The 22,507-nt window shown below is 47.5% G+C and carries 21 protein-coding genes; 20 read left to right on the top strand and 1 reads right to left on the bottom strand.

All coding sequences use genetic code 11. The annotated features are described in order from the left end of the window. The first annotated feature begins 49 nt into the window (after positions 1-49). From def to spoVM, 10 genes are all read left to right on the top strand, one after another. Positions 50-535 (top strand): peptide deformylase, encoded by a 486-nt coding sequence (def, locus tag ACQCVH_RS05530; protein WP_426834798.1) that lies wholly within the window; start codon positions 50-52, stop codon positions 533-535. After that, positions 532-1,488: a methionyl-tRNA formyltransferase gene (gene fmt, locus ACQCVH_RS05535; protein WP_426834799.1), complete on the top strand. Its 957-nt coding sequence runs from the start codon at positions 532-534 to the stop codon at positions 1,486-1,488. Before def ends, fmt begins: the two co-directional genes overlap by 4 nt. Further along, positions 1,478-2,824 (top strand): 16S rRNA (cytosine(967)-C(5))-methyltransferase RsmB, encoded by a 1,347-nt coding sequence (gene rsmB, locus ACQCVH_RS05540; RefSeq protein ID WP_426834800.1) that lies wholly within the window; start codon positions 1,478-1,480, stop codon positions 2,822-2,824. Before fmt ends, rsmB begins: the two co-directional genes overlap by 11 nt. After that, positions 2,821-3,912 (top strand): dual-specificity RNA methyltransferase RlmN, encoded by a 1,092-nt coding sequence (gene rlmN / locus ACQCVH_RS05545; RefSeq protein ID WP_426834947.1) that lies wholly within the window; start codon positions 2,821-2,823, stop codon positions 3,910-3,912. Before rsmB ends, rlmN begins: the two co-directional genes overlap by 4 nt. Positions 3,913-3,916: 4 nt before the next feature. Further along, positions 3,917-4,678, top strand: a complete 762-nt coding sequence (locus ACQCVH_RS05550) for a Stp1/IreP family PP2C-type Ser/Thr phosphatase (RefSeq protein ID WP_426834801.1) — start codon at positions 3,917-3,919, stop codon at positions 4,676-4,678. Further along, entirely contained in the window at positions 4,672-6,648 is a 1,977-nt protein-coding gene (pknB, locus tag ACQCVH_RS05555) for a Stk1 family PASTA domain-containing Ser/Thr kinase (protein WP_426834802.1), read from the top strand. Before ACQCVH_RS05550 ends, pknB begins: the two co-directional genes overlap by 7 nt. 20 nt (positions 6,649-6,668) lie before the next feature. Then, positions 6,669-7,550, top strand: coding sequence for a ribosome small subunit-dependent GTPase A (gene rsgA / locus ACQCVH_RS05560; RefSeq protein WP_426834803.1), 882 nt, complete (start codon positions 6,669-6,671; stop codon positions 7,548-7,550). 1 nt (position 7,551) lies between these two features. Then, the gene (rpe, locus tag ACQCVH_RS05565) at positions 7,552-8,196 is read left to right on the top strand and encodes a ribulose-phosphate 3-epimerase (protein ID WP_426834804.1); all 645 of its coding nucleotides are present in this window, start codon (positions 7,552-7,554) and stop codon (positions 8,194-8,196) included. A 91-nt stretch (positions 8,197-8,287) separates the two neighbouring features. Continuing rightward, positions 8,288-8,938, top strand: coding sequence for a thiamine diphosphokinase (locus ACQCVH_RS05570; protein ID WP_426834948.1), 651 nt, complete (start codon positions 8,288-8,290; stop codon positions 8,936-8,938). 105 nt (positions 8,939-9,043) lie between these two features. Further along, positions 9,044-9,124, top strand: a complete 81-nt coding sequence (spoVM, locus tag ACQCVH_RS05575) for a stage V sporulation protein SpoVM (RefSeq protein ID WP_022543708.1) — start codon at positions 9,044-9,046, stop codon at positions 9,122-9,124. A gap of 238 nt (positions 9,125-9,362) precedes the next feature. Here the strand turns inward: spoVM and rpmB are convergent, their stop codons facing one another. Beyond that, on the bottom strand, positions 9,363-9,551 hold the full coding sequence (gene rpmB / locus ACQCVH_RS05580) for a 50S ribosomal protein L28 (protein ID WP_009795956.1): 189 nt from the start codon (positions 9,549-9,551) through the stop codon (positions 9,363-9,365). A 314-nt stretch (positions 9,552-9,865) separates the two neighbouring features. Here rpmB and ACQCVH_RS05585 point away from each other — a divergent pair, with 314 nt between their 5' ends. From ACQCVH_RS05585 to smc, 10 genes are all read left to right on the top strand, one after another. Then, positions 9,866-10,228, top strand: a complete 363-nt coding sequence (locus tag ACQCVH_RS05585; RefSeq protein ID WP_009795954.1) for an Asp23/Gls24 family envelope stress response protein — start codon at positions 9,866-9,868, stop codon at positions 10,226-10,228. Positions 10,229-10,244: 16 nt separating this feature from the next. Continuing rightward, on the top strand, positions 10,245-11,927 hold the full coding sequence (locus ACQCVH_RS05590) for a DAK2 domain-containing protein (protein ID WP_426834805.1): 1,683 nt from the start codon (positions 10,245-10,247) through the stop codon (positions 11,925-11,927). Between the two features lie 155 nt (positions 11,928-12,082). Further along, positions 12,083-14,122 (top strand): ATP-dependent DNA helicase RecG, encoded by a 2,040-nt coding sequence (gene recG / locus ACQCVH_RS05595; protein ID WP_426834806.1) that lies wholly within the window; start codon positions 12,083-12,085, stop codon positions 14,120-14,122. Positions 14,123-14,230: 108 nt separating this feature from the next. After that, the gene (gene fapR, locus ACQCVH_RS05600; protein WP_426834807.1) at positions 14,231-14,800 is read left to right on the top strand and encodes a transcription factor FapR; all 570 of its coding nucleotides are present in this window, start codon (positions 14,231-14,233) and stop codon (positions 14,798-14,800) included. Between the two features lie 37 nt (positions 14,801-14,837). Continuing rightward, positions 14,838-15,839 (top strand): phosphate acyltransferase PlsX, encoded by a 1,002-nt coding sequence (plsX, locus tag ACQCVH_RS05605; protein WP_426834949.1) that lies wholly within the window; start codon positions 14,838-14,840, stop codon positions 15,837-15,839. Positions 15,840-15,871: 32 nt separating this feature from the next. Then, positions 15,872-16,816: an ACP S-malonyltransferase gene (fabD, locus tag ACQCVH_RS05610; RefSeq protein ID WP_426834808.1), complete on the top strand. Its 945-nt coding sequence runs from the start codon at positions 15,872-15,874 to the stop codon at positions 16,814-16,816. Then, complete coding sequence (gene fabG, locus ACQCVH_RS05615; protein WP_426834809.1) at positions 16,816-17,559, top strand: 3-oxoacyl-[acyl-carrier-protein] reductase; 744 nt, start codon at positions 16,816-16,818, stop codon at positions 17,557-17,559. Before fabD ends, fabG begins: the two co-directional genes overlap by 1 nt. A 93-nt stretch (positions 17,560-17,652) precedes the next feature. Next, positions 17,653-17,886: an acyl carrier protein gene (locus tag ACQCVH_RS05620; RefSeq protein ID WP_009795947.1), complete on the top strand. Its 234-nt coding sequence runs from the start codon at positions 17,653-17,655 to the stop codon at positions 17,884-17,886. A gap of 229 nt (positions 17,887-18,115) precedes the next feature. Beyond that, entirely contained in the window at positions 18,116-18,895 is a 780-nt protein-coding gene (gene rnc / locus ACQCVH_RS05625) for a ribonuclease III (RefSeq protein ID WP_426834810.1), read from the top strand. A 13-nt stretch (positions 18,896-18,908) separates the two neighbouring features. Beyond that, positions 18,909-22,475, top strand: coding sequence for a chromosome segregation protein SMC (gene smc / locus ACQCVH_RS05630; protein WP_426834811.1), 3,567 nt, complete (start codon positions 18,909-18,911; stop codon positions 22,473-22,475). The last annotated feature ends 32 nt before the right edge of the window (positions 22,476-22,507 follow it).

Consider the following 22,507-nt stretch of genomic DNA (forward strand, 5'->3'; position numbering starts at 1 on the left):
TTTAGGGAATTTGGTTGAAAATAGAGAAAAAGACATTGGAGGCAAGAAATTGGCCGTTAGAAAAATAGTTACTTATCCAGCAGCAATACTTGAAGAGCCGTGCGAGACGGTTTCAGAATTCGATAAGAAGCTTGTGAAGCTTTTGAATGATATGTATGATACGATGATAGAGTTTGACGGCGTCGGCCTTGCAGCACCTCAGATAGGCATAAAGAAAAGAATCGCTGTCGTCGACATTGATGACGAAAATGGTACGATTGAGCTCATCAATCCTGAAATTATTGAAACGGGCGGAGAACAAACAGGCCCGGAAGGATGTTTGAGCTTCCCTGGACTGTATGGAGAAGTGACAAGACCATTTACTGTTAAAATAAAAGCCCAGGACAGAAAAGGAAAAAGCTTTACGCTGGAGGCAGATGATTTTCTGGCAAGGGCGATTCAGCATGAAATCGATCATCTGGACGGTGTCCTGTTTACCTCAAAGGTTAACAGATACCTGGAAGAAGAAGAGTTGGAAGGGTTGGAAAGCGAATGACAAAAATCGTATTTATGGGAACGCCGGATTTCTCGGTTCCTATCTTAAAGCAATTAATATCGGAAGGCTATAATGTGATTGCAGCAGTGACGCAGCCGGACAGGCCGGTCGGCAGGAAAAGAATCCTGACCCCTCCTCCTGTCAAGGCAGAGGCTGTAAAGCAGGGAATCCCTGTCTATCAGCCGGAAAAGATCCGGGTGAAGGAAGAGCTGGACAAGATCCTGGCCCTTGAGCCTGACCTGATCGTTACAGCGGCATTTGGCCAGATTTTGCCGAAGGAGCTGCTGGAGTACCCTAAATACGGCTGCATCAATGTCCATGCTTCCCTTCTCCCTGAGCTGCGGGGCGGCGCACCGATCCATTATTCAATCATCCAGGGTAAAGAAAAGACGGGCATCACCATCATGTATATGGCTGAAAAACTGGATGCAGGCGATATTTTGACGCAGGCAGAGGTTGTCATCGAGGAGAACGATACGGCAGGCTCTCTCTTTGATAAGCTGAGCGAAGCAGGGGCAGCCCTTCTGTCAGATACTCTTCCAAAGCTGCTCAAGGGCGAGATTGAGCCGATTCCTCAAAATGATGAAGAGGCAACTTTTGCTTATAATATAAAAAGAGAGCAGGAACAGGTTGACTGGACTAAGACAGGTGAAGAAATATACAACCATATCCGCGGCATGAATCCCTGGCCTGTAGCTTTTACCACCCTTGACGGGTCAGTGCTGAAACTGTGGAGCTCTGAAAAAGTCGGCCTGAAGGAAAAAGCCCATCCCGGTACGGTTGTCGGGATTGAGAAAGACGGCTTTATCGCGGCAGCCGGGAATATGACCGGCATTAAGATTACCGAGCTGCAGCCGGCTGGAAAGAAAAAAATGTCCGGAGAACAATTTCTCCGCGGTGCAGGCTCTTCCATGAGCATCGGCACTGTGCTGGGAGAACAGCATGGCGAATAAAAATGTGCGCGAGGCAGCGGTAGAGCTGCTGGAAGCTATTGAAAAAAACCAGTCATACAGCAATCTCCTCTTAAACAGCAGCATTAAGAAAAATGATATCAGCAGCAAAGATGTCGGGCTCCTGACTGAGCTTGTCTACGGTACCCTGCAAAGGAAAATGACCCTTGATTATCAGATGGAGCCTTTCCTTAAGAATCCGAAGAAACTTGAAAGCTGGGTAAGGCAGCTGCTCAGGATCACTTTTTACCAGATGATCTATCTGGATAAAATTCCTGACCGGGCCGCTATCTATGAAGCGGTGGAAATCGCCAAGCGCAAAGGGCATAAAGGCATCTCAGGGATGGTCAATGGCGTGCTGAGGAGCCTCCAGAGGCAGGGGGCACGGAGCCTCGATAGCATCAAGGACAGTGTGGAAAGGCTGGCAATGGAAACAAGCCATCCGCTCTGGCTTGTCAAAAGATGGGTCGATCAGCTCGGGTTTGAACGCGCGAAAGAAATGTGTGAGCTGAATCTGACAGCTCCTCTGCAGACAGGAAGGGTTAATCTGATGAAGGTGAGCATGGATGAATGCCTTGCCATGCTGGAAGAAGAAGGCTACCAGGTTGAAGCCAGCCCAGTCATCCCTGAGGCGGTCAAAAGCAGAAAAGGGAATCTTGCCCATTCACGTGCGTTCAAGGAAGGCTATCTGAGCATCCAGGATGAAAGTTCTATGCTTGCGGCATATGCCCTGGGAGCAGAAACGGATAATAATGTCCTTGATGCCTGCGCCGCTCCGGGGGGGAAAACAACCCATATTGCCGAAAAACTTGAAAATACCGGACAAGTCATTTCACTTGATTTGCATGAACATAAGGTTAAGCTTATTGCTGACAATGCCAGAAGACTGGGGCTGTCAAATATCGAAACAAAGGCGATGGACAGCAGGACTGTACAGGAGCACTTCGATGCGGGGTCTTTCGACCGCATCCTGCTTGATGCCCCATGTTCAGGGCTGGGTGTCATGAGGCGCAAGCCTGACATGAAGTACACTAAAAAAGAAGAAGATATCATGCATCTGCAGAAAGTGCAGCTTAAACTGCTGGAAGCAGTTGCCCCTTTGCTAAAGGACGGGGGAACCCTTGTCTACAGCACATGTACAGTGGATCGGGAGGAAAACGAAAACGCGGTGAGGCAATTCCTTGATTCACATCCCGAATTCTCCGGTGACCATTCCTTAGCGGATAGGCTGCCTGAAGCAGTGAGAGCATTGGCAAAAGACTTTGAACTACAAATATTGCCCCAGGACCTGGGGTCGGACGGCTTTTATATAGCCAGCCTGAGAAAGAAGGTGCAATAGTGGAAAACGTTAAAACAACAGAGAAGAAGCAGACAGCCGAGCAAAAACCATCCATCTATTCATTGCAGCTCGATGAGCTGAAGGATTGGCTCAAGGATAATAACGAGAAGGCATTCCGTGCCGCGCAGATATTCGAATGGCTTTACCAGAAAAGGGTGGCAACATTCGACGATATGACAAACCTCTCAAAAGCTTTGAGAGACAAACTGAATGAAACCTTTGCCCTGACGACATTAAAAACACTCATCCAGCAGACCTCTTCTGATGGAACAATCAAGTTTCTGTTCGAGCTTCATGACGGCTATTCCATTGAAACCGTTTTGATGCGCCATGAATACGGAAATTCCGTTTGTGTGACAACCCAGGTGGGCTGCCGGATAGGCTGTACATTCTGCGCCTCCACACTCGGGGGATTAAAACGCAATTTAGAAGCAGGAGAAATCGTTGCTCAGGTCGTAAAAGTACAACAGGCACTTGATGAAACTGATGAAAGGGTCAGCTCTGTTGTCATCATGGGCATCGGCGAGCCATTTGACAATTATGATCATATGATGTCTTTCCTTAGAATTATCAACCATGATGACGGGCTCAATATCGGGGCACGCCATATTACGGTTTCAACAAGCGGGATCATTCCGAAAATCTACAAATTTGCAGATGAAAACATGCAGATCAACTTCGCAGTTTCCCTGCATGCGCCAAACACGGAAATCCGCAGCAGGCTGATGCCGATTAACCGGGCATATAAACTGCCGGACCTGATGGAAGCCATCCGCTATTATGTCGATAAAACGGGCAGGCGGGTAAGCTTTGAATACGGCTTGTTCGGAAGCGTGAATGACCAGGTGGAGCATGCTGAGGAGCTTGCATCACTGATTAAAGGGCTGAAATGCCACGTGAACCTGATTCCCGTCAATTATGTGCCTGAAAGGGATTATGTAAGAACACCTAAGGATCAGATCTTTGCTTTCGAAAAAGCGCTGAAGAACAGAGGTGTGAACGTGACCATCCGCCGCGAGCAGGGCCATGATATCGATGCAGCATGCGGCCAGCTCCGTGCGAAGGAGCGCAAAGAAGAGACGAGGTGACAGAATGAAAGCTGTCTTTATGACGGACAGGGGAAAGATCCGTCAGCATAATGAAGATAACGGCGGAATTTTTGTCAACCGCAGCGGGCAGCGCCTTGCCATCGTAGCCGATGGCATGGGCGGCCACCGTGCGGGTGACGTTGCCAGTGAGATGACCCTCCTGAAGCTGAAGGAGCTGTGGGAAGGCAATGAGGGGATTGAAACACCGGAGCAGGCTGAGGAATGGCTGAGGACCAATATTGGAGAAGTGAATGCCCTGTTGTTCGAACATTCAAAGAATAACAGTGAATGCGAAGGGATGGGGACGACCATCGTTGCCGCCATTGCGACCGGCCTGTTTGCCACCATTGCCAATATTGGCGACAGCAGGGGTTACATATTGAACGAATCAGGATTCAAGCAGCTGACAGAAGATCATTCCCTTGTGAATGAGCTCCTCCGGTCAGGCCAGATTTCAAAAGAAGATGCAGAGCATCACCCCCGAAAGAATGTTTTGCTGAGAGCACTTGGAACTGAAGAAAAGGTACAGATGGACACCAGGACCATCGTATTTGAGGAAGAGGATCTGCTGCTTCTCAGTTCGGATGGACTGACAAATAAGGTTTCTGAGCAGGAGATGCATGAAATCCTGGCCGGGGAAAAAGAGCTCGGTGATAAGGCAGCGGATCTGATCCAGCTTGCCAATGACAACGGCGGTGAGGACAATATCACCCTTGTGATTGTCGAGTTCATGGATGCAGGCAGTTCTGGTGATACAGAATGCTGATTGGTAAAAGAATAAGCGGCCGCTATAAGATTTTGGATATGATAGGCGGCGGCGGGATGGCGAATGTATATCTGGCGCATGATATGATCCTGGACCGCGATGTGGCCGTTAAGATTCTGCGCCTGGATTTTGCTGAGAATGACGAATTCATCAGGAGATTCCACCGTGAAGCGCAATCTGCTACAAGCCTCGCACATCCGAATATAGTTAGCATCTATGATGTCGGCGAAGAAGATTCAATCTATTATATTGTCATGGAATATGTGGAAGGGCAAACACTCAAACAGTATATCCAGCAGCATTCACCAGTACCCGTTGACACGGCACTGGATATTATGAAGCAGCTTTTGTCTGCCATTTCACATGCCCATCAGCATCATATCGTCCACAGGGACATCAAGCCGCATAATATCCTGGTTGACCGGCTCGGGAATGTGAAAATTACAGATTTCGGGATCGCCATGGCCCTGAGTTCAACGAGCATCACCCAAACCAACTCTGTGCTTGGCTCCGTACATTATCTTTCCCCTGAACAGGCAAGGGGAGGGATGGCCAATAAGAAATCTGATATCTATTCCCTCGGAATTGTGATGTTCGAGCTGCTGACCGGCAGGCTGCCGTTTTCAGGAGAATCTGCAGTTTCCATCGCGCTTAAGCATCTTCAGTCCGAAACCCCTTCATTAAGAAGGTGGAATCCGTCTATTCCCCAAAGTGTTGAAAATATCGTATTGAAGGCAACTGCGAAAGACCCCTTTCACCGGTATGAAAATGTAGAGGATATGGAGGAAGATATCAGGACCGCTCTAGAACCGGGCAGGATGAATGAGAAGAAATTTTCGGTGCCGGATGATGATGATGCTACAAAAGCAATTCCGGTGATCACCAGTGACCACCCTTATCAGAATATGGACGAAACGCGCGTACATGAAAAGGATGATAAAGGCTCTTCTTCGGGTCCGGCTCCTGCTGCCAAAAAACAAAAAAAAGATAAGAAAAAGAAGAAGAAGTGGCCGATTGTCCTTGTTTCTCTTTTTCTCTTCTTTGTTGTCTTGGGAGTACTGGCCCTGACAGTCCTTCCTGAGCTGTTTCTGCCAAAGGAAATCGAGGTTCCTGATGTGGCAGGGGAAACAATTGAGGATGCCACATCCATACTGACAAAAGCAGGTTTTGAGGTGGAAGATCCGGTCGAGATTAATGATGAAGAGGTAGAAGAGGGACTCGTTATCAAAACCGATCCGAAAGCCGGCAGGATGGCGAAGGAAGAATCCAGTATAACGATATATTTAAGTTCCGGGAAAGAGAAGTTTGAAATGTCGGACTATACCGGAAGATCCTTTGAAGAGGTCGAAAGCCTCCTTGAGAAAGAGGGCTTTACACAAATCACCCGGGAGGACGCCAATAATGAGGAAGAACCTGAAGGAACAATCCTTGAGCAGTCTATCGATGAAGGGGAAGAAGTAATCCCTGGCGAAACCGAGATCGAGTTCACCGTAAGCAGTGGACCAGCACCCATTGTCCTGAAGGATCTTACTGGTCTCAATCTAAAGGGCGTGCAGGATTATGCCGAATCAACGGGACTGAAGATCGATACATCGAAAGAAGAGTACCATGATACAGTTGAAAAAGGCCTCGTCATCAGCCAGTCGCAGCCCGCAGGAACTGAGCTTGGCAAAGGTTCAGGCCTGTCAGTCACCTTCTCAAAAGGCAAGGAAGAGATTCCTCCAAAAACAGTGCCCGTAGAAATCACGATACCATATGAGCCTGAGGAAGAAGGGGAGCCGCAGGAGATCCAGATCCTTGTGGAAGATATGAATAATAAGATGACAGCGCCTTTTGATACCTTCTACATTACGGAAGAACGTAAGTATAATTTGGAACTATTGATACAGGAAGGCAGCAAAGCGTATTATAAAGTTCTGAGAAACAGCCAGCAGATTATTGATGAAGAAGTCGATTATCCCGGGAACTAAAAAGAATTAGGAGTGTTTGTATGCCTGAAGGCAAAATCATTAAGGCATTAAGCGGATTCTATTATGTGCTTAGCGGCGAAAGAACTGTGCAATGCAGGGGCAGGGGAGTGTTCAGGAAAAACAAGATCACCCCCCTTGTCGGAGACAATGTCGTATATCAGGCAGATAACGACAGTGAAGGATATATCCTTGAAGTGAAAGAAAGAAAAAATGAACTGGTCAGGCCTCCGATTGCCAATGTGGACCAGGCAATCCTCGTCTTTTCAGCTTCTGAGCCGGATTTCAGTACAGCTTTGCTGGACCGTTTCCTTGTGCTGGTTGAATTCAACCATATCCAGCCGGTTATCTGCATCTCAAAAATGGATCTGGTAAATGAAGAAGAGAGAATGAAGATAGAGGACTATGCAGCTTCTTACAGGGACGCAGGCTATGATGTGCTGCTGACTTCTTCAGAAAATGGGATCGGGATTGATGAACTGCTTCCTTTCCTTGAAAGAGGAATTTCAGTTTTTGCCGGGCAGTCGGGAGTAGGGAAATCTTCTCTCCTCAATGCCCTCAGGCCAGAGCTGGAACTCAAAACGGACAACATTTCCTCACATCTGGGAAGAGGGAAGCATACAACCCGCCATGTAGAGCTGATTGAAATCGGCCAGGGATTTGTTGCTGATACGCCGGGATTCAGCTCCCTTGAATTCACCGATATTGAAGCAGAAGAATTGAATTTCTGCTTCCCGGATATCAGGGAAAAAAGCGAAGCCTGCAAATTCCGTGCCTGCCTGCATATTTCTGAGCCGAAATGTGCGGTGAAAGCAGCGGTCGACAACGGAGAAATTCCGCAGTACAGATATGAGCATTACAAAGATTTCCTCCAGGAAATAAAAGATAGAAAGCCGAGGTATTAATATGGTTAAGATTGCACCATCGATATTATCTGCAGATTTTTCCCGGCTGGGAGAAGAAATCAAGGATGTAGAAAGGGGAGGGGCCGACTATATCCATGTGGATGTAATGGATGGCCATTTTGTCCCGAATATCACGATCGGCCCGCTGATTGTAGAGGCAGTCAGACCGATTACAAAGCTTCCCCTTGATGTGCATCTGATGATTGAAAATCCAGATCAGTATATCGAAGCCTTCGCCAAGGCAGGCGCCGATTATATTACAGTCCATGCAGAAGCATCCAGGCATCTGCACCGGACGATCCATCTTATCAAATCTTATGGTGTAAAAGCAGGCGTCGTCCTGAATCCGGCGACTCCGGCTGAAGCTCTTAAGCATATCATCCAGGATATCGACATGGTCCTTCTGATGACAGTGAATCCTGGTTTTGGAGGCCAGAAATTCATTTCTTCGGTGCTTCCGAAAATCAGACAGGTAAAAGAAATGGCTGCAGAGCAGAAGCTGGATCTTGAAATTGAAGTTGATGGCGGTGTGAATGAAGAGACGGCAAAGCTCTGTATAGAGGCAGGCGCAAATGTCCTTGTGGCCGGTTCTGCCGTATATAATCAGAAAGACCGCGCGAAAGCAATCGCTGCACTTAGGGGATAAAGAATAAGAATAAGAAAAAGAAAAAGAAAAGCCAGCTGATGATTCGGCTGGTTTTTCTTTAAGCAATTACAGATAAAGGCAGGTGTTACCGCTGATTATTCATATTTTAGCAGGAGGGCCAGTGGATCTTCTTCCGGAACTTGAAGCTGGAGGAGAAGGGGAGATCTGGGCAGGAGTGGACCGGGGAGTCTTCACCCTGATTTCAAAAGGAATTGTTCCACAGGCTGCATTCGGTGATTTTGATTCCGTATCCCTGGAAGAAATGGAGCTAATTAAGCAATCAGTAAAGGAAATCAAGCTGTTCAATCCCGAGAAAGATGAAACAGATATGGAGCTTGCCATCATCTGGGCACTGAAGCAGGAACCGGAAGCCATTAAAATATATGGAGGAACCGGCGGGAGGCTCGACCACTTCTTTGCCAATGTACAGCTCCTGATCGGGCCGCACCTGAAAGGGGGAAGCACCCATACCCATATCGAGCTGATAGACAGCAGGAATATCATATATGTCAAAGGCCCCGGGGCTTATTCTGTCCTGCCAATGGAGAATATGAAATATGTCTCCTTTGTCCCTGTGACGAGCCATATAAAGGAGCTGACGCTCAAAGGCTTTAAATATCCGCTGAAAGATAAATACGTACCGCTCGGCTCCACCCTGTGCATTAGTAATGAACTTATTGATGATTATGGTACTTTTTCATTTACCGAAGGCATAATAATGGTGATAAGGAGTCATGATTAAAAGTCTTAAAACAAAGTGTACTCATCTTAATCTTTTGAATATGATGTTAAGGGCGCAAAAGAGGACAGAGAGATTTGCGGTTAGATGGCGAGGAGGGACATATCCATGAAGTTTTATACGATTAAATTGCCGAAGTTTTTAGGCGGACTTGTCCGCGCGATGCTAGGAACCTTCAAAAAGGAATAAAAGTGATAGATCCATAGCAGAACGTACAAAAAACAGTCACACCTTCATCAGCATCCGGACGCCGGGTGCTGTTTTTTTTCAAAAACAAAGCTTGTTAAACATTAATGTTGATTTGATAAGCACGAAAATCATCCTGGAACACTAACAAGAAAAGATGAGCTGGATATCTGGATGCAGTGGCAGTTATCTCCCTGTAAAATATAAAAAAGGACATCCGCGGGATGTCCTTTTCGAGCTGTTACACTCGTTCTACTTTACCTGATTTAAGCGCTCTTGCAGAAACCCAAACACGTTTAGGCTTACCGTCTACAAGGATGCGAACTTTTTGAAGGTTAGCTCCCCAAGTACGCTTGTTTGCATTCATAGCGTGGGAACGCTTATTGCCTGAAGTTGTTTTTCTACCTGTTACGACACATTTGCGTGGCATGTATATTTCCCTCCTAACTCACAAAGCTTGAAACTATTTTTTCATGCTTTCATTTGCAATGATCATATTGCTCAATCTAAGTAATGGAAAAACAGTAACGAGTATGTTTTTCGGCATTAAAAGATACTTTAATAATTTATCATACAACCCAAATGAATGCAATAGTTGTGATGCAACCTTTCAAGAAAATTTCCTTGACATAGTATACGGGAAGCTGCCCTATAATAAGAAAGGGGAAGTATAGCTTTTAAATTTACCCTTGATATAGTAAAATGACTTTAGTCAAGGAGCAATTTCCAAAGGGGGAACGACTCATGTCCATTGAATTAAAAACGAAATTCGGGCAAATTGATATATCTAATGATGTGATCGCTACTATTGCCGGAGGCGCAGCTGTTGACTGCTACGGCATTGTAGGGATGGCTTCCAAGAATCAGATTAAAGACGGGCTTACGGATATTCTGCGCAAGGAAAACTTTACACGCGGTGTGATTGTGCGCCAGGAAAGCGAAGAAGTACATATCGATATGTATATTATTGTGAGTTATGGAACGAAAATTTCCGAGGTTGCCCACAACGTGCAATCAAAAGTAAAGTACACCCTTGATAAAACTGTTGGACTTGCCGTTGACTCGGTTAATATTTACGTTCAGGGAGTTCGTGTAACGAACCCGTAGTGAGGAGGAAAGATTTGTGTCAATTACAGTTTTAGATGGAAAGCGTTTCGCGGAAATGGTGATGCAGGGTGCAAACCACTTATCCTCTAATGCCAAATATGTAGATGCGCTAAACGTTTTCCCGGTTCCTGATGGAGATACAGGAACCAATATGAATTTATCGATGACTTCCGGAGCGAAGGAAGTCAGAAATAATGTCCAGGCGCATATTGGAAAAGTGGGCACTGCCCTTTCAAAAGGATTATTGATGGGTGCCCGCGGGAATTCGGGTGTCATCCTGTCACAGCTGTTCCGCGGCTTCTCTAAAGCAATTGAGCAAAAGTCTGAAATAACAGCAAGCGAGTTTGCAGACGCACTGAATACGGGTGTTGAGACCGCCTATAAAGCTGTCATGAAGCCGGTTGAAGGGACGATCCTGACCGTTGCAAAGGATTCTGCCCGGAGGGGCGTGCAGGCTGCGCAAAATGAGGATGATATTATCAAAGTCCTTGAGGAAGTCCTGAAGGAAGCAAAAGCTTCGCTGAACCGGACCCCTGACCTGCTGCCTGTACTGAAGGAAGTCGGTGTTGTGGACAGCGGCGGGCAAGGTCTTGTTTTTGTTTACGAAGGCTTTCTTGCTGAGCTGAAGGGCGAAAAGCTCCCTGACGCACCTGCCTCTCTCCCGAGCATGGATGAAATGGTAAATGCCGAGCATCATAAATCTGTTCAGGGGCATATCAATACGGCAGATATCGAATTCGGCTATTGCACTGAATTCATGGTTAAGCTTGAAGAAGAAAAGCTGAGCGGAAAAAGCTTTTCTGAAGATCAATTCCGTCAGGATCTTAGCCGTTTCGGTGATTCTCTTCTCGTGATTGCCGATGAAGAACTGGTGAAGGTACATATTCATTCTGAGCAGCCCGGAGATGTGCTGAGCTATGGCCAGAGATATGGCAGCCTGGTGAATATGAAGATTGAAAATATGCGCCAGCAGCACACAAACATAGTGGGCGAGACACATACCCCGCTAAGGACCGGAGAACCGGCCAAAACAAATGAGAAGCTAGAGTACGGCATTGTAGCTGTGTCAATGGGCAGCGGCATTGCGGATCTCTTCAGAAGCATCGGCGCCCATGTTGTCATTGAAGGCGGACAGACAATGAATCCGAGCACCGAGGACATTGTGAAGGCAATAAAGGATGCGAACGCCAAAAAGATCATCATCCTGCCAAACAACAAGAACATCATTATGGCTGCCCAGCAGGCTGCCGAGGTAGCAGAGGAAGACGTTGTTGTCATTCCATCCAAAACTGTGCCGCAGGGTATGGCTGCACTGCTCGCATTCAATCCGGGTACAGGCCTGGAGGACAATGAAAGCGGCATGAGCGAGGCTCTAAGCCATGTCAAGACAGGACAGATCACTTTTGCTGTCCGTGACACGAGCATCGACGGCCTTGAAATTGAAAAAGAAGATTTCATGGGCATCGCGGATGGCAAAATCGTTGTCAAAGACAAGGATAAGACCGAATCGGCCAAAAAGCTCCTCACCCATATGATTGATGAGGATGCTGAAATCATTACAATCCTTAAGGGCGAGGATGCATCCGAGGAAGAACTGAAGGTTATTGCAGACTTCCTGGAAAAAGAATACGAGGACATTGAAGTTGAAGTGCATGATGGCAAACAGCCATTGTACGCTTTCATTTTTTCAATCGAATAGCAGTACAAGGAAATAGAAGGGGATGCCCCTTCTATTTCTATCTATGCAGGCAGGCAATGCCCCCGAAACCCGCCGAAGCTTCCAAAAAGAGATCCCCGGTGCATCCACAGCCAAATTCTCCTATAAAGTAAAATCGAAATCAGGTGATTAAAAATATGTTGAACGAACCAGTTACAAGTATAAAAGGAATAGGTGCAGAGACCGCTGAAGCACTGGCAGATATGAATATTTCTACTGTCGGCGACCTTATGGAGCATTTCCCGTTCCGCTATGAGGATTACCGGCTTAAAGACCTGTCTGAAGTCAAGCATGAGGAAAGGGTTACAGTGGAAGGGAAAATTCACAGCGAGCCTTTGCTTACTTATTATGGAAGAAAACGGTCGCGCCTGACGATAAGAGTCCTTGTCGGCCGTTATTTGATCCAGGCGGTATTTTTTAACCAGCCTTATTTAAAAAAGAAATTTGCCATCAATGATTCAGTCACGATAACAGGAAAGTGGGACCAGCACCGCCAGATGATTTCCGCCAGTGAGATCCATCTGGGGGAGAATACAGCTTCCAAGGATTTTGAACCTGTATACGCTGTGAAAGGCAGCATTACTGTCAAAGGCATACGCAGGTTCATTGGACTGGCGTTCAGCCAGTATGCTGGCAGCATTGTGGAGACGCTGCCTGAGCGGCTTCTTGAGCAGTATAAGCTCCTGAACAGGAAAGATGCCCTCAGGGCGATGCATTTTCCGGGAGGGCCCGAGGATTTGAAGCAGGCAAGGCGCAGGTTTGTTTATGAAGAATTCTTATATTTCCAGCTCAAAATGCAGGCGCTCAGAAAATTCGAGCGTGAGCAGTCAAAAGGGATCGTCCAGACTTATGATTTGAAAAAGCTGAAAGAATTCATCGGCTCGCTTCCTTTTCCTTTGACTGGAGCCCAAAAAAGAGTAGTGAACGAAATCCTGTCTGATATGAAATCCCCGTACCGGATGAACAGGCTTCTTCAAGGGGATGTAGGCTCCGGCAAGACGGTCGTAGCCGCAATCGGTTTATATGCAGCAGCAACAGCAGGCTATCAGGGGGCACTGATGGTCCCTACAGAGATACTGGCAGAGCAGCATGAGAAATCGCTCAAAGAGCTGCTTGAGCCGCACGGCCTTTCGTGTGAGCTGCTGACGAGCTCTGTGAAGGGGAAAAAGAGAAAAGAGATCCTCGCCAGGCTGGCGGAAGGAGAAATCGATGTCCTGGTCGGGACACACGCCCTTATCCAGCAGGAGGTCGAGTTCAAGCGGCTCGGATTTGTCATAACAGACGAACAGCACCGGTTTGGCGTAGAGCAGCGCCGGGTGCTCCGTGAAAAGGGTGAAAGCCCTGATGTACTGTTCATGACGGCAACTCCGATCCCAAGGACGCTTGCCATAACGGTGTTCGGGGAAATGGATGTATCTATTATTGATGAAATGCCTGCAGGCAGGAAGACAATCGAAACTTACTGGGCGAAGCAGGAAATGCTCGACCGGATCCTCCAATTCATGGAGAAGGAGCTTTCGAAAGGCAGGCAGGCGTACGTTATTTGCCCGCTGATTGAGGAATCGGACAAGCTTGATGTCCAGAATGCAATTGATGTCCACAGCAATCTGACATTCTATTATCAGGACCGGTATAAGGTAGGGCTGATGCATGGCAGGCTCCACCCGGAGGAAAAGGATGAAGTGATGAAAAGCTTCAGCCGCAATGAGATCCAGGTTCTTGTTTCTACAACTGTCGTTGAAGTTGGGGTCAATGTGCCTAATGCTACCATTATGGTAATCTATGATGCCGAGAGATTCGGTTTATCCCAGCTGCACCAGCTGAGGGGAAGGGTCGGACGGGGAAGCGAACAGTCTTACTGCATCCTCCTTGCTGATCCAAAATCAGAGGTCGGGAAAGAACGGATGAAAATCATGTCTGAGACAAACGATGGCTTTGTTCTCAGTGAAAAGGATTTGGAACTGAGGGGGCCGGGAGACTTTTTCGGCCGCAAGCAAAGCGGCATGCCTGAGTTCAAGGTAGCTGATATGGTCCATGACTACCGTGCTCTGGAAACGGCTCGAAATGATGCATCGAAGCTGATACAATCCAGCATCTTCTGGGAAGGCCCGGAATATATGATGCTGAGGGAATATCTTAAAAATACAGGCGTGTTCCAAGGAGAAAAGCTTGATTGAAGCGGGAAGCAGACGAAGACAGAACGGGAAAGTTCTGCCTTGCGCTCTGCTTTTTTTTTATATATACTACTATTAGTACCTAGTCTTAATATCTCGGCGGTGGAGGATATGAGAAAAAACAAAAAAGAACGCCAGCAGATGCTGGTTGAAACGATAAAGGAGAACCCCTTCATTACAGACGAGGATCTGGCCGACCGTTTTTCAGTCAGCGTCCAGACCATCCGGCTCGACCGTCTCGAGCTTTCCATTCCCGAGCTTAGGGAAAGGATCAAAAATGTTGCGGAGAAATCCTTCGAGGATGAAGTTAAATCACTTCCCATTGAAGAAGTCATTGGAGAAATCATTGACATAGAACTTGATAATACGGCGATTTCTATATTTGACGTAAAAGAAGAGCATGTATTCAAAAGGAACCGGATTGCCCGCGGCCACCACCTTTTTGCACAGGCCAACTCACTGGCTGTCGCTGTCATAAATGACGAGCTGGCGCTAACAGCTAAAGCAAGCATACAGTTTACCCGATCAGTACACCAGAATGAAAGGGTAATCGCAAAAGCAAAAGTCGTTAAGATCGACAACTGCTCCGGCAGGACACTTGTAGAGGTTTCAAGCTTTGCGAACAATGAACTGGTTTTCAAAGGCGAGTTCGACATGTTCCGTTCCCATAGAGAAGCATGAAAATAATCCGTTAACAAGCAGGGGATGATGCAGAATGATTAAGATTGCGATAGATGCAATGGGCGGGGACAACGCCCCAAAGGAAATTGTACTCGGGGCCATGAAGGCTGCAGCAGAATTCAAGGACATACATATTACACTTGTCGGTGACGAAAAGAGAATCAGGGAGCATCTGGCAGAGAGTGAGAGAATTGAAATCATCCATACAGAAGAGGTGATCCTTGGCACCGATGAACCAGTCAGGGCAGTGCGGAGGAAGAGGGATGCTTCAATGGTCCTGGCTGCAAGGCAGGTCGCTGATGGCAATGCGGATGCCTGCATTTCAGCCGGCAATACAGGCGCACTGATGGCAGCTGGATTATTCGTTGTAGGAAGGATCGAGGGCATTGAAAGGCCGGCATTATCGCCTACGCTGCCGACAATAGATGGCAAAGGTTTTCTGCTCCTTGATGTTGGTGCAAATGTCGATGCCAAACCTGAACATCTTCTGCAATATGCGGTCATGGGCTCTATATATTGTGAAAAAGTCAGGGGCGTCTCTAACCCCCGCGTAGGCCTTTTAAATATCGGCACAGAAGAGAAAAAAGGAAATGAACTGGCTAAAAATGCATTTGGATTGATTAAGGATGCCGGACTTAATTTTGTCGGGAATGTAGAAGCAAGAGACCTTCTTGAAGGTGCGGCAGATGTAGTCGTTACCGACGGCTTTACAGGGAATATGGTTCTAAAGACGATAGAAGGCACCGCCTTATCCGTCTTTAAAATGATGAAGGAAGCCATGACAGGCAGCCTGAAGAGCAAGCTGGCAGCAGCAGTGCTGAAGCCTGATCTTGTCCAGCTGAAATCAAAGATGGACTATTCGGAGTACGGCGGGGCAGGTCTGTTCGGACTGAACGCTCCTGTCATCAAGGCCCACGGGTCCTCTGACAGCAATGCGCTCTACAGCGCAGTCAGGCAGACACGTGAAATGGTGCAGAATAATGTGGCGGAAACAATAAAAGCAGCTGCGGAAAAGCTGCCTGGAGCAGGCAGGGAATAACCTGCAGATTTCTTTGAAAAGGAGAAGGGAAAATGGGGAAAATTGCATTTCTATTTCCTGGCCAGGGTTCACAGACTGTTGGCATGGGGAAATCTTTGGCAGAATCAGATGATAAAGTAAAAGCTGTCTTTGACCAGGCAGACCAAAGGCTGAATGATAAGCTTTCAAGCCTGATATTTGAAGGGCCGCAGGAGACACTGACATTAACAGTCAATGCCCAGCCGGCACTTTTGACGACAAGCATTGCCCTTCTTGCGAAGTTCCGTGAATCTGGAATCAAGGCTGATTACACAGCCGGACACAGCCTTGGTGAATACACTGCCCTTGTTGCTGCAGGCAGCATTTCTTTTGAAGATGCGGTGCATGCGGTAAGAAAAAGAGGCGAGTTCATGGAAGCAGCTGTTCCAAACGGTGAAGGCACAATGGCAGCAGTCCTCGGCCTCGGCAGGGATGAACTGCGTGCAGTAACAGAGAAAGTTTCAGAGGAAGGGCATCCGGTACAGCTGGCAAACCTTAATTGCCCCGGGCAGATCGTAATTTCCGGTTCGAGGGAGGGCGTAGAGCTGGCTTCCGCAAAAGCGAAAGAAGCAGGCGCCAAGAGGGTCCTTCCGCTGGATGTCAGCGGACCGTTTCACTCATCTCTCATGAAGCCGGCAGCAGAGAATCTGCGGGATGTCCTGGACAGCATCACGGTTTCTGATGCACAAATTCCAGTCATCTCCAATGTTAGTGCTTCAGAAATGACGGAATCAGGGGATATTAAAGAAAAGCTTGTCCAGCAGCTTTATTCCCCTGTGCTGTGGGAGGATTCCATTGAAAGGATGTTCGGCCTCGGAGTCGATACATTCATTGAAATTGGCCCGGGAAAAGTCTTATCAGGGCTTGTGAAAAAAATTAACCGCTCAGCCAAAACATATGCTGTTTCAGATGAAGCAAGCTGTGCGGCTGCAATTGAGGCGTTAAAGGGGGAACAGTAATGAAGCTGGATGGCAAGTCAGTGATCGTAACAGGTGCTTCGAGGGGAATTGGCCGCGAAATTGCATTGGAGCTTGCGAGGCAGGGAGCCAATGTGGCAGTCAATTATTCGGGGAGCGAGGCAAAAGCGAACGAGACTGTTGAAGAAATCAAGGCGCTCGGACGTGATGCTTTTGCTGTAAAGGCAGATGTGTCGGACAGTGAGGCTGTAACGGCTATGATGAAAGAGACGCTTGAAAAATTCGGAAGCATTGATATTCTTGTCAATAATGCCGGCATCACCCGGGATAATCTTCTTATGAGAATGAAAGAGGAAGAATGGGATGAAGTCATCAGCATCAATCTTAAAGGTGTCTTCCTTTGCACGAAGGCGGCTACCAGGCAGATGATGAAGCAGCGCAGCGGGAGGATCATCAATGTATCCTCGATTGTCGGTGTCAGCGGCAACCCTGGCCAGGCCAACTATGTTGCCGCTAAAGCAGGCGTCATCGGCCTGACAAAAACTTCTGCAAAAGAGCTGGCTTCAAGAGGAATCACTGTCAATGCCATTGCCCCTGGCTTCATCTCGACTGATATGACGGACAAGCTCAATGAAGAAGTGAAAGAACAGATGCTGTCAGGGATCCCGCTCGGACGGCTTGGCGAACCTTCAGACATTGCAAAGGTGGCTTTGTTCCTGGCTTCAGAGGACAGCCGCTATATGACTGGGCAGACCCTTCATGTTGACGGCGGAATGGTGATGTAGAGCCTCTTCTGCAGATAAAAGAAAAAATTGTTCTGCTGAACATTTATTAATCCGCAAAAATGCTCTATAATGTCTTGAGGGGAGGTGACAAGCATGGCAGATGTGTTAGAACGTGTAACAAAGATCATCGTAGATCGTCTTGGTGTTGAAGAGTCTGAAGTAACATTGGAAGCTTCTTTCAAAGAAAATCTTGGCGCAGATTCCCTGGATGTAGTTGAACTGGTTATGGAACTGGAAGATGAATTCGATATGGAAATCTCTGACGATGATGCAGAAAAGATCGCAACAGTCGGCGACGCTGTGAATTACATAAAAGCTAATGTGTAATCGTTAGATTGAGCAAAGCTCCGTTTTGAACGGGGCTTTCTTCTATAAAGGCGGATACAGGGATCATTTAAATGCCGGCAGAGCCCGGTTAAATTAATGAAATGGCCCATTGATCCAAAAGGCTGGAAGCGGTCTGGAATATTCAGGATGCTTTCAGGTTTTTTTGCGTTTTTAAGATTTATTACGTAAACTGATAATGTATGTAAACTATTAGCAAGGTGGAGGCATTATGCGCAAGAACAATAAAGACCAAGAGAAAAAAGCATACCGCGCGGCAGAAATGCAATTCAGGGAGTTCCAGAAGAAAATCGGGCTTTCCTTTGAGAATGAAAAGCTGCTGAAGCAGGCTTTTACACATTCATCGTATGTGAATGAGCATCGGAGAAAGCCGTATGAAGATAATGAACGGCTTGAATTTTTAGGGGACGCCGTACTTGAACTGACTGTATCCCAATTTTTATATAAGAAATATCCCATGATGAGCGAAGGAGAGCTGACAAAGCTGAGAGCGGCAGTTGTATGTGAGCCATCCTTGGTTGCTTTCGCCAATGAGCTTGAGTTCGGGAAGCTCGTCCTTCTTGGCAAAGGGGAGGAAATGACAGGCGGAAGAGAGCGTCCGGCTTTGCTTGCAGATGTGTTCGAAGCATTTATCGGTGCATTATACCTGGAAAAAGGGATAGATACAGTCATCGGATTTTTAGAGCAAACGGTCTTTCCAAAAATCAATTCGGGTGCTTTTTCTCATGTGATGGATTTCAAGAGCCAGCTTCAGGAGCTCGTCCAGCGTGACGGAGCGGGTTCAATTGAGTATAAGATTCTTCAGGAAAAAGGCCCTGCACACAGCAGGGAGTTTGTCTCGCGTGTTTCCTTGTCAGGTAATGAGCTCGGGACAGGGACAGGCAGATCGAAAAAAGAAGCAGAACAGCACGCGGCCCAGATGGCGCTGGAGATTTTAAAATCCCATTTGCAGAATGACCCAACATCCCAAGAAAACCAACCGAGAAGCTAGGAGGGATATATCAGTGTTTCTGAAACGGCTAGATATAGCAGGCTTTAAATCCTTCGCCGAGAAATCCTCTGTCGATTTTGTCCCTGGCGTAACAGCTGTTGTCGGCCCGAATGGGAGCGGCAAAAGCAATATTACTGACTCCATCCGCTGGGTGCTTGGCGAGCAGTCCGCAAAGTCCCTGAGAGGATCTAAAATGGAGGACATCATCTTTGCCGGAAGCGACAGCAGGAAATCGCTGAACTTTGCAGAGGTGACACTGACCCTTGATAACGAAGACCAGTTCCTCCCGCTTGATTATAATGAAGTGAGTGTAACGAGGAGGGTTTACCGCTCAGGGGACAGTGAATTTTATATAAACAGCCAATCGTGCCGCTTGAAGGATATCATCGATCTGTTCATGGATTCCGGCCTTGGGCGGGAGGCATTCTCCATTATAAGCCAGGGGAAGGTAGAAGAAATCTTAAACAGCAAGGCGGAAGACCGGAGGAGCATATTTGAAGAAGCGGCCGGTGTCCTGAAATATAAAACAAGAAAGAAAAAGGCAGAGGCCAAGCTTCTTGAAACGCAGGAGAACCTGAACAGGGTGAATGATATCGTCTATGAGCTCGAAAGCCAGGTGGAGCCGCTGAAGATCCAGTCTTCCATCGCAAAGGACTATCTGCAGCAAAAAGAAGAGCTGGAAAAAATTGAGGTTGCCCTTACAGCCTTTGAGATTGAGGACCTTCACGGAAAATGGGAGGCTCTTTCCGCTGTGCTTGAAAAGCTGAAAAAGGAAGAAGAGGCTTTGGGCGGTGCAATCGGGGAAAAGGAAGCTGAAATCGAGGTGGCAAGGGCAGGCATTGCAGACCTTGATGAGTCCATCAATGATCTGCAGGGTGTGCTGCTTAACGCCAGCGAGGAGCTGGAAAAGCTCGAGGGCAGGAAAGAGGTCCTCAAAGAGCGAAAGAAAAATGCTTCCCATAATAAAGAGCAGCTGAAGAGAAATATAGAAGAGCTTGGGGCAAAGGAAGCTTCTCTTAAAGAAAGAAAAGCAATGCAGCAGGAGATTGCCGATGTCCTTCAGAAAGAGGCAGCTGAGCTTCAGAAAAATCTGAGAGAAAAGCAGGCTGAGCTGAAGCTTTATAGTGAAAATACAGAAGAAAAAATCGACTCTCTCAAGAGTGACTATATTGAACTCCTGAACAGGCAGGCTGCTTTTAAAAATGAGTTTCAATATATCGGCCAGCAGCTGGCCCAGCAGGGTGCAAAATCAACCCGGCTTGAGTCTGACAATGAAAAGTTTCTCGCAGAACGAAAGCAGATAGAAGATCAAAAGAAAGAAATCATCGGCAGGCTTGCACAGATACAAGGCGAGCTTGAGGAGCAGGTCCGCCTATTCAAGACTGAGCAGGCCAAGACCGAATCGCTGAAAACGAACTATCAGAAGCAGGAAACCACTCTTTACCAGGCTTATCAATATCTTCAGCAGGCCAAGTCCCGCAAAGATATGCTGGAAGAGCTGGAGGAGGACTATTCCGGCTTCTTCCAGGGAGTCAAAGAAGTACTGAAGGCAAGGGGCGGTGCGCTAAAAGGCATTGAAGGTGCGATTGCTGAGCTGATTGGAGTGCCGAAGCAGTATGAGACAGCGATTGAAACCGCGCTTGGAGGAGCAATGCAGCATGTTGTGGTAGCGAACGAAGAGAATGGCCGCAGCGCCATCCAGTTCCTGAAGAAGCATTCATACGGCCGGGCGACCTTCCTGCCGCTGAATGTCATTAAAGGGAAGTCGCTGTCACAGAGCCAGCTTCAATCCCTCAAACAGCATGCATCCTTCATTGGTGCTGCCGCTGACCTGGTCTCTTTTGATTCAAAATATGAAGAGGTCATCAAAAACCTTCTCGGAAATGTTATCGTTTCAAAGGATCTAAAGGGAGCCAATGAAATGGCAAAGATCCTCAATTACAGAAGCCGGTTTGTTACAATGGAAGGCGATGTCGTAAACCCGGGCGGCAGCATGACAGGCGGCGCCGTCAAGCAGAAATCCTCTTCTTTGCTCAGCAGGAAGACAGAGCTTGAAGAGCTGAAAGAACGTTTGGCTGAAATGGATTCCAAGACACAGCTGGTGGAAGAGCAGGTTAAAAGGGTTAAGGGAGACATAAATAAGCAGGAAGAACTGATCGAAAACCTGCGCAGATCCGGGGAAGAACTGAGACTGAAGGAAAACTCCCTGAAGGGCGATCTCCGGGAAGTGGAAATGGCTGAGAAAAACATAAATGAACGACTATCCTTGTATGATATGGACAAGTCGCAATCTGCCGAAGAGTCCCTGAAGCTTTCAGCCAGGAAAGCTGAACTCGAGCTTGAGCTTGAGAAGATGCAAAAAAGCATCTCAGGTCTGGAGGAAGAAATCGAGGTGCTGACACAGCAGAAAAACACTCAGATGACCTCCAAGGAAACGCTTATGGACATGATCGGCGAGCTTAAGATAACACTTGCGTCCAAAAACGAACAGCTGAACTTTGCTAAAGATACTTTCGCATCCATTGAGGGGGAGCTGGCGGAGACATCCGAGAAGCTCCAGACCTTTAGGGAAGATTTGTCGCTGCTGTCATCAGAGCTGACCAGCAGCTCTTCAGGCGAAGAAGTGCTTGAGGAGGCGGCAAGGAAAAAGCTGAAGGACAAGCAGGAAGCCATCGACCTTATCTCCTCCAGGAAAGAGGAGCGCCTTAAGCTTCAGGAAGCACTTGAAGACCTGGAGCTCTCAGCCAAAGAGCTTCGCCGCCTTCATAAAGGCATGACTGAAAGCATGAAGGATGAGGAAGTGCGGCTGAACAGGCTGGATGTAGAACTGGATAACCGCCTGGCCCATCTGAGGGAGGAATATCTGCTAACCTTTGAAGCCGCAAGGGAAGAGTATCCGCTCCACATCCCTGCTGAGGAGGCGCGGAAAAAGGTTAAGCTTATTAAATTGTCGATCGAGGAGCTTGGGACAGTGAACCTTGGATCCATCGAAGAATATGAACGCGTATCAGAGCGATATGAATTCCTTTTGGCACAGAAGGATGATTTGCAGGAAGCGAAGGACACTCTCTTCCAGGTGATTGATGAAATGGATGAAGAAATGAAAAAAAGATTCCGGCAGACATTTGAAGGAATCAGATTCCATTTTGAATCTGTATTCCAGGCTCTGTTTGGCGGAGGCAGGGCAGATCTAAAGCTGACTCAGCCTGACGATCTCCTTAATACAGGGGTTGACATCGTCGCCCAGCCGCCAGGCAAAAAGCTGCAGAATCTGGGGCTTTTATCAGGCGGGGAGAGGGCGCTTACGGCAATTGCGCTGCTATTCTCAATCCTGAAGGTGCGCCCCGTTCCGTTCTGCATCCTTGATGAAGTGGAGGCTGCGCTCGATGAAGCCAACGTCCAGCGCTTTAGCCAATATTTGAAGAGATACAGTGAGGAAACACAGTTTATCGTCATCACTCACCGCAAAGGGACGATGGAAGAAGCAGACGTCCTGTATGGTGTAACGATGCAGGAATCAGGTGTTTCTAAGCTTGTCTCAGTCAGACTTGAAGAAACCCGCGAGCTTGTCGCGCAATAGACAGGCAGGAGGCTGCCGGAAAAGGGGTGCCA

Source organism: Bacillus infantis, assembly GCF_050107595.1.
In the GTDB taxonomy this organism is placed as follows: domain Bacteria; phylum Bacillota; class Bacilli; order Bacillales; family Cytobacillaceae; genus Bacillus_AB; species Bacillus_AB infantis_C.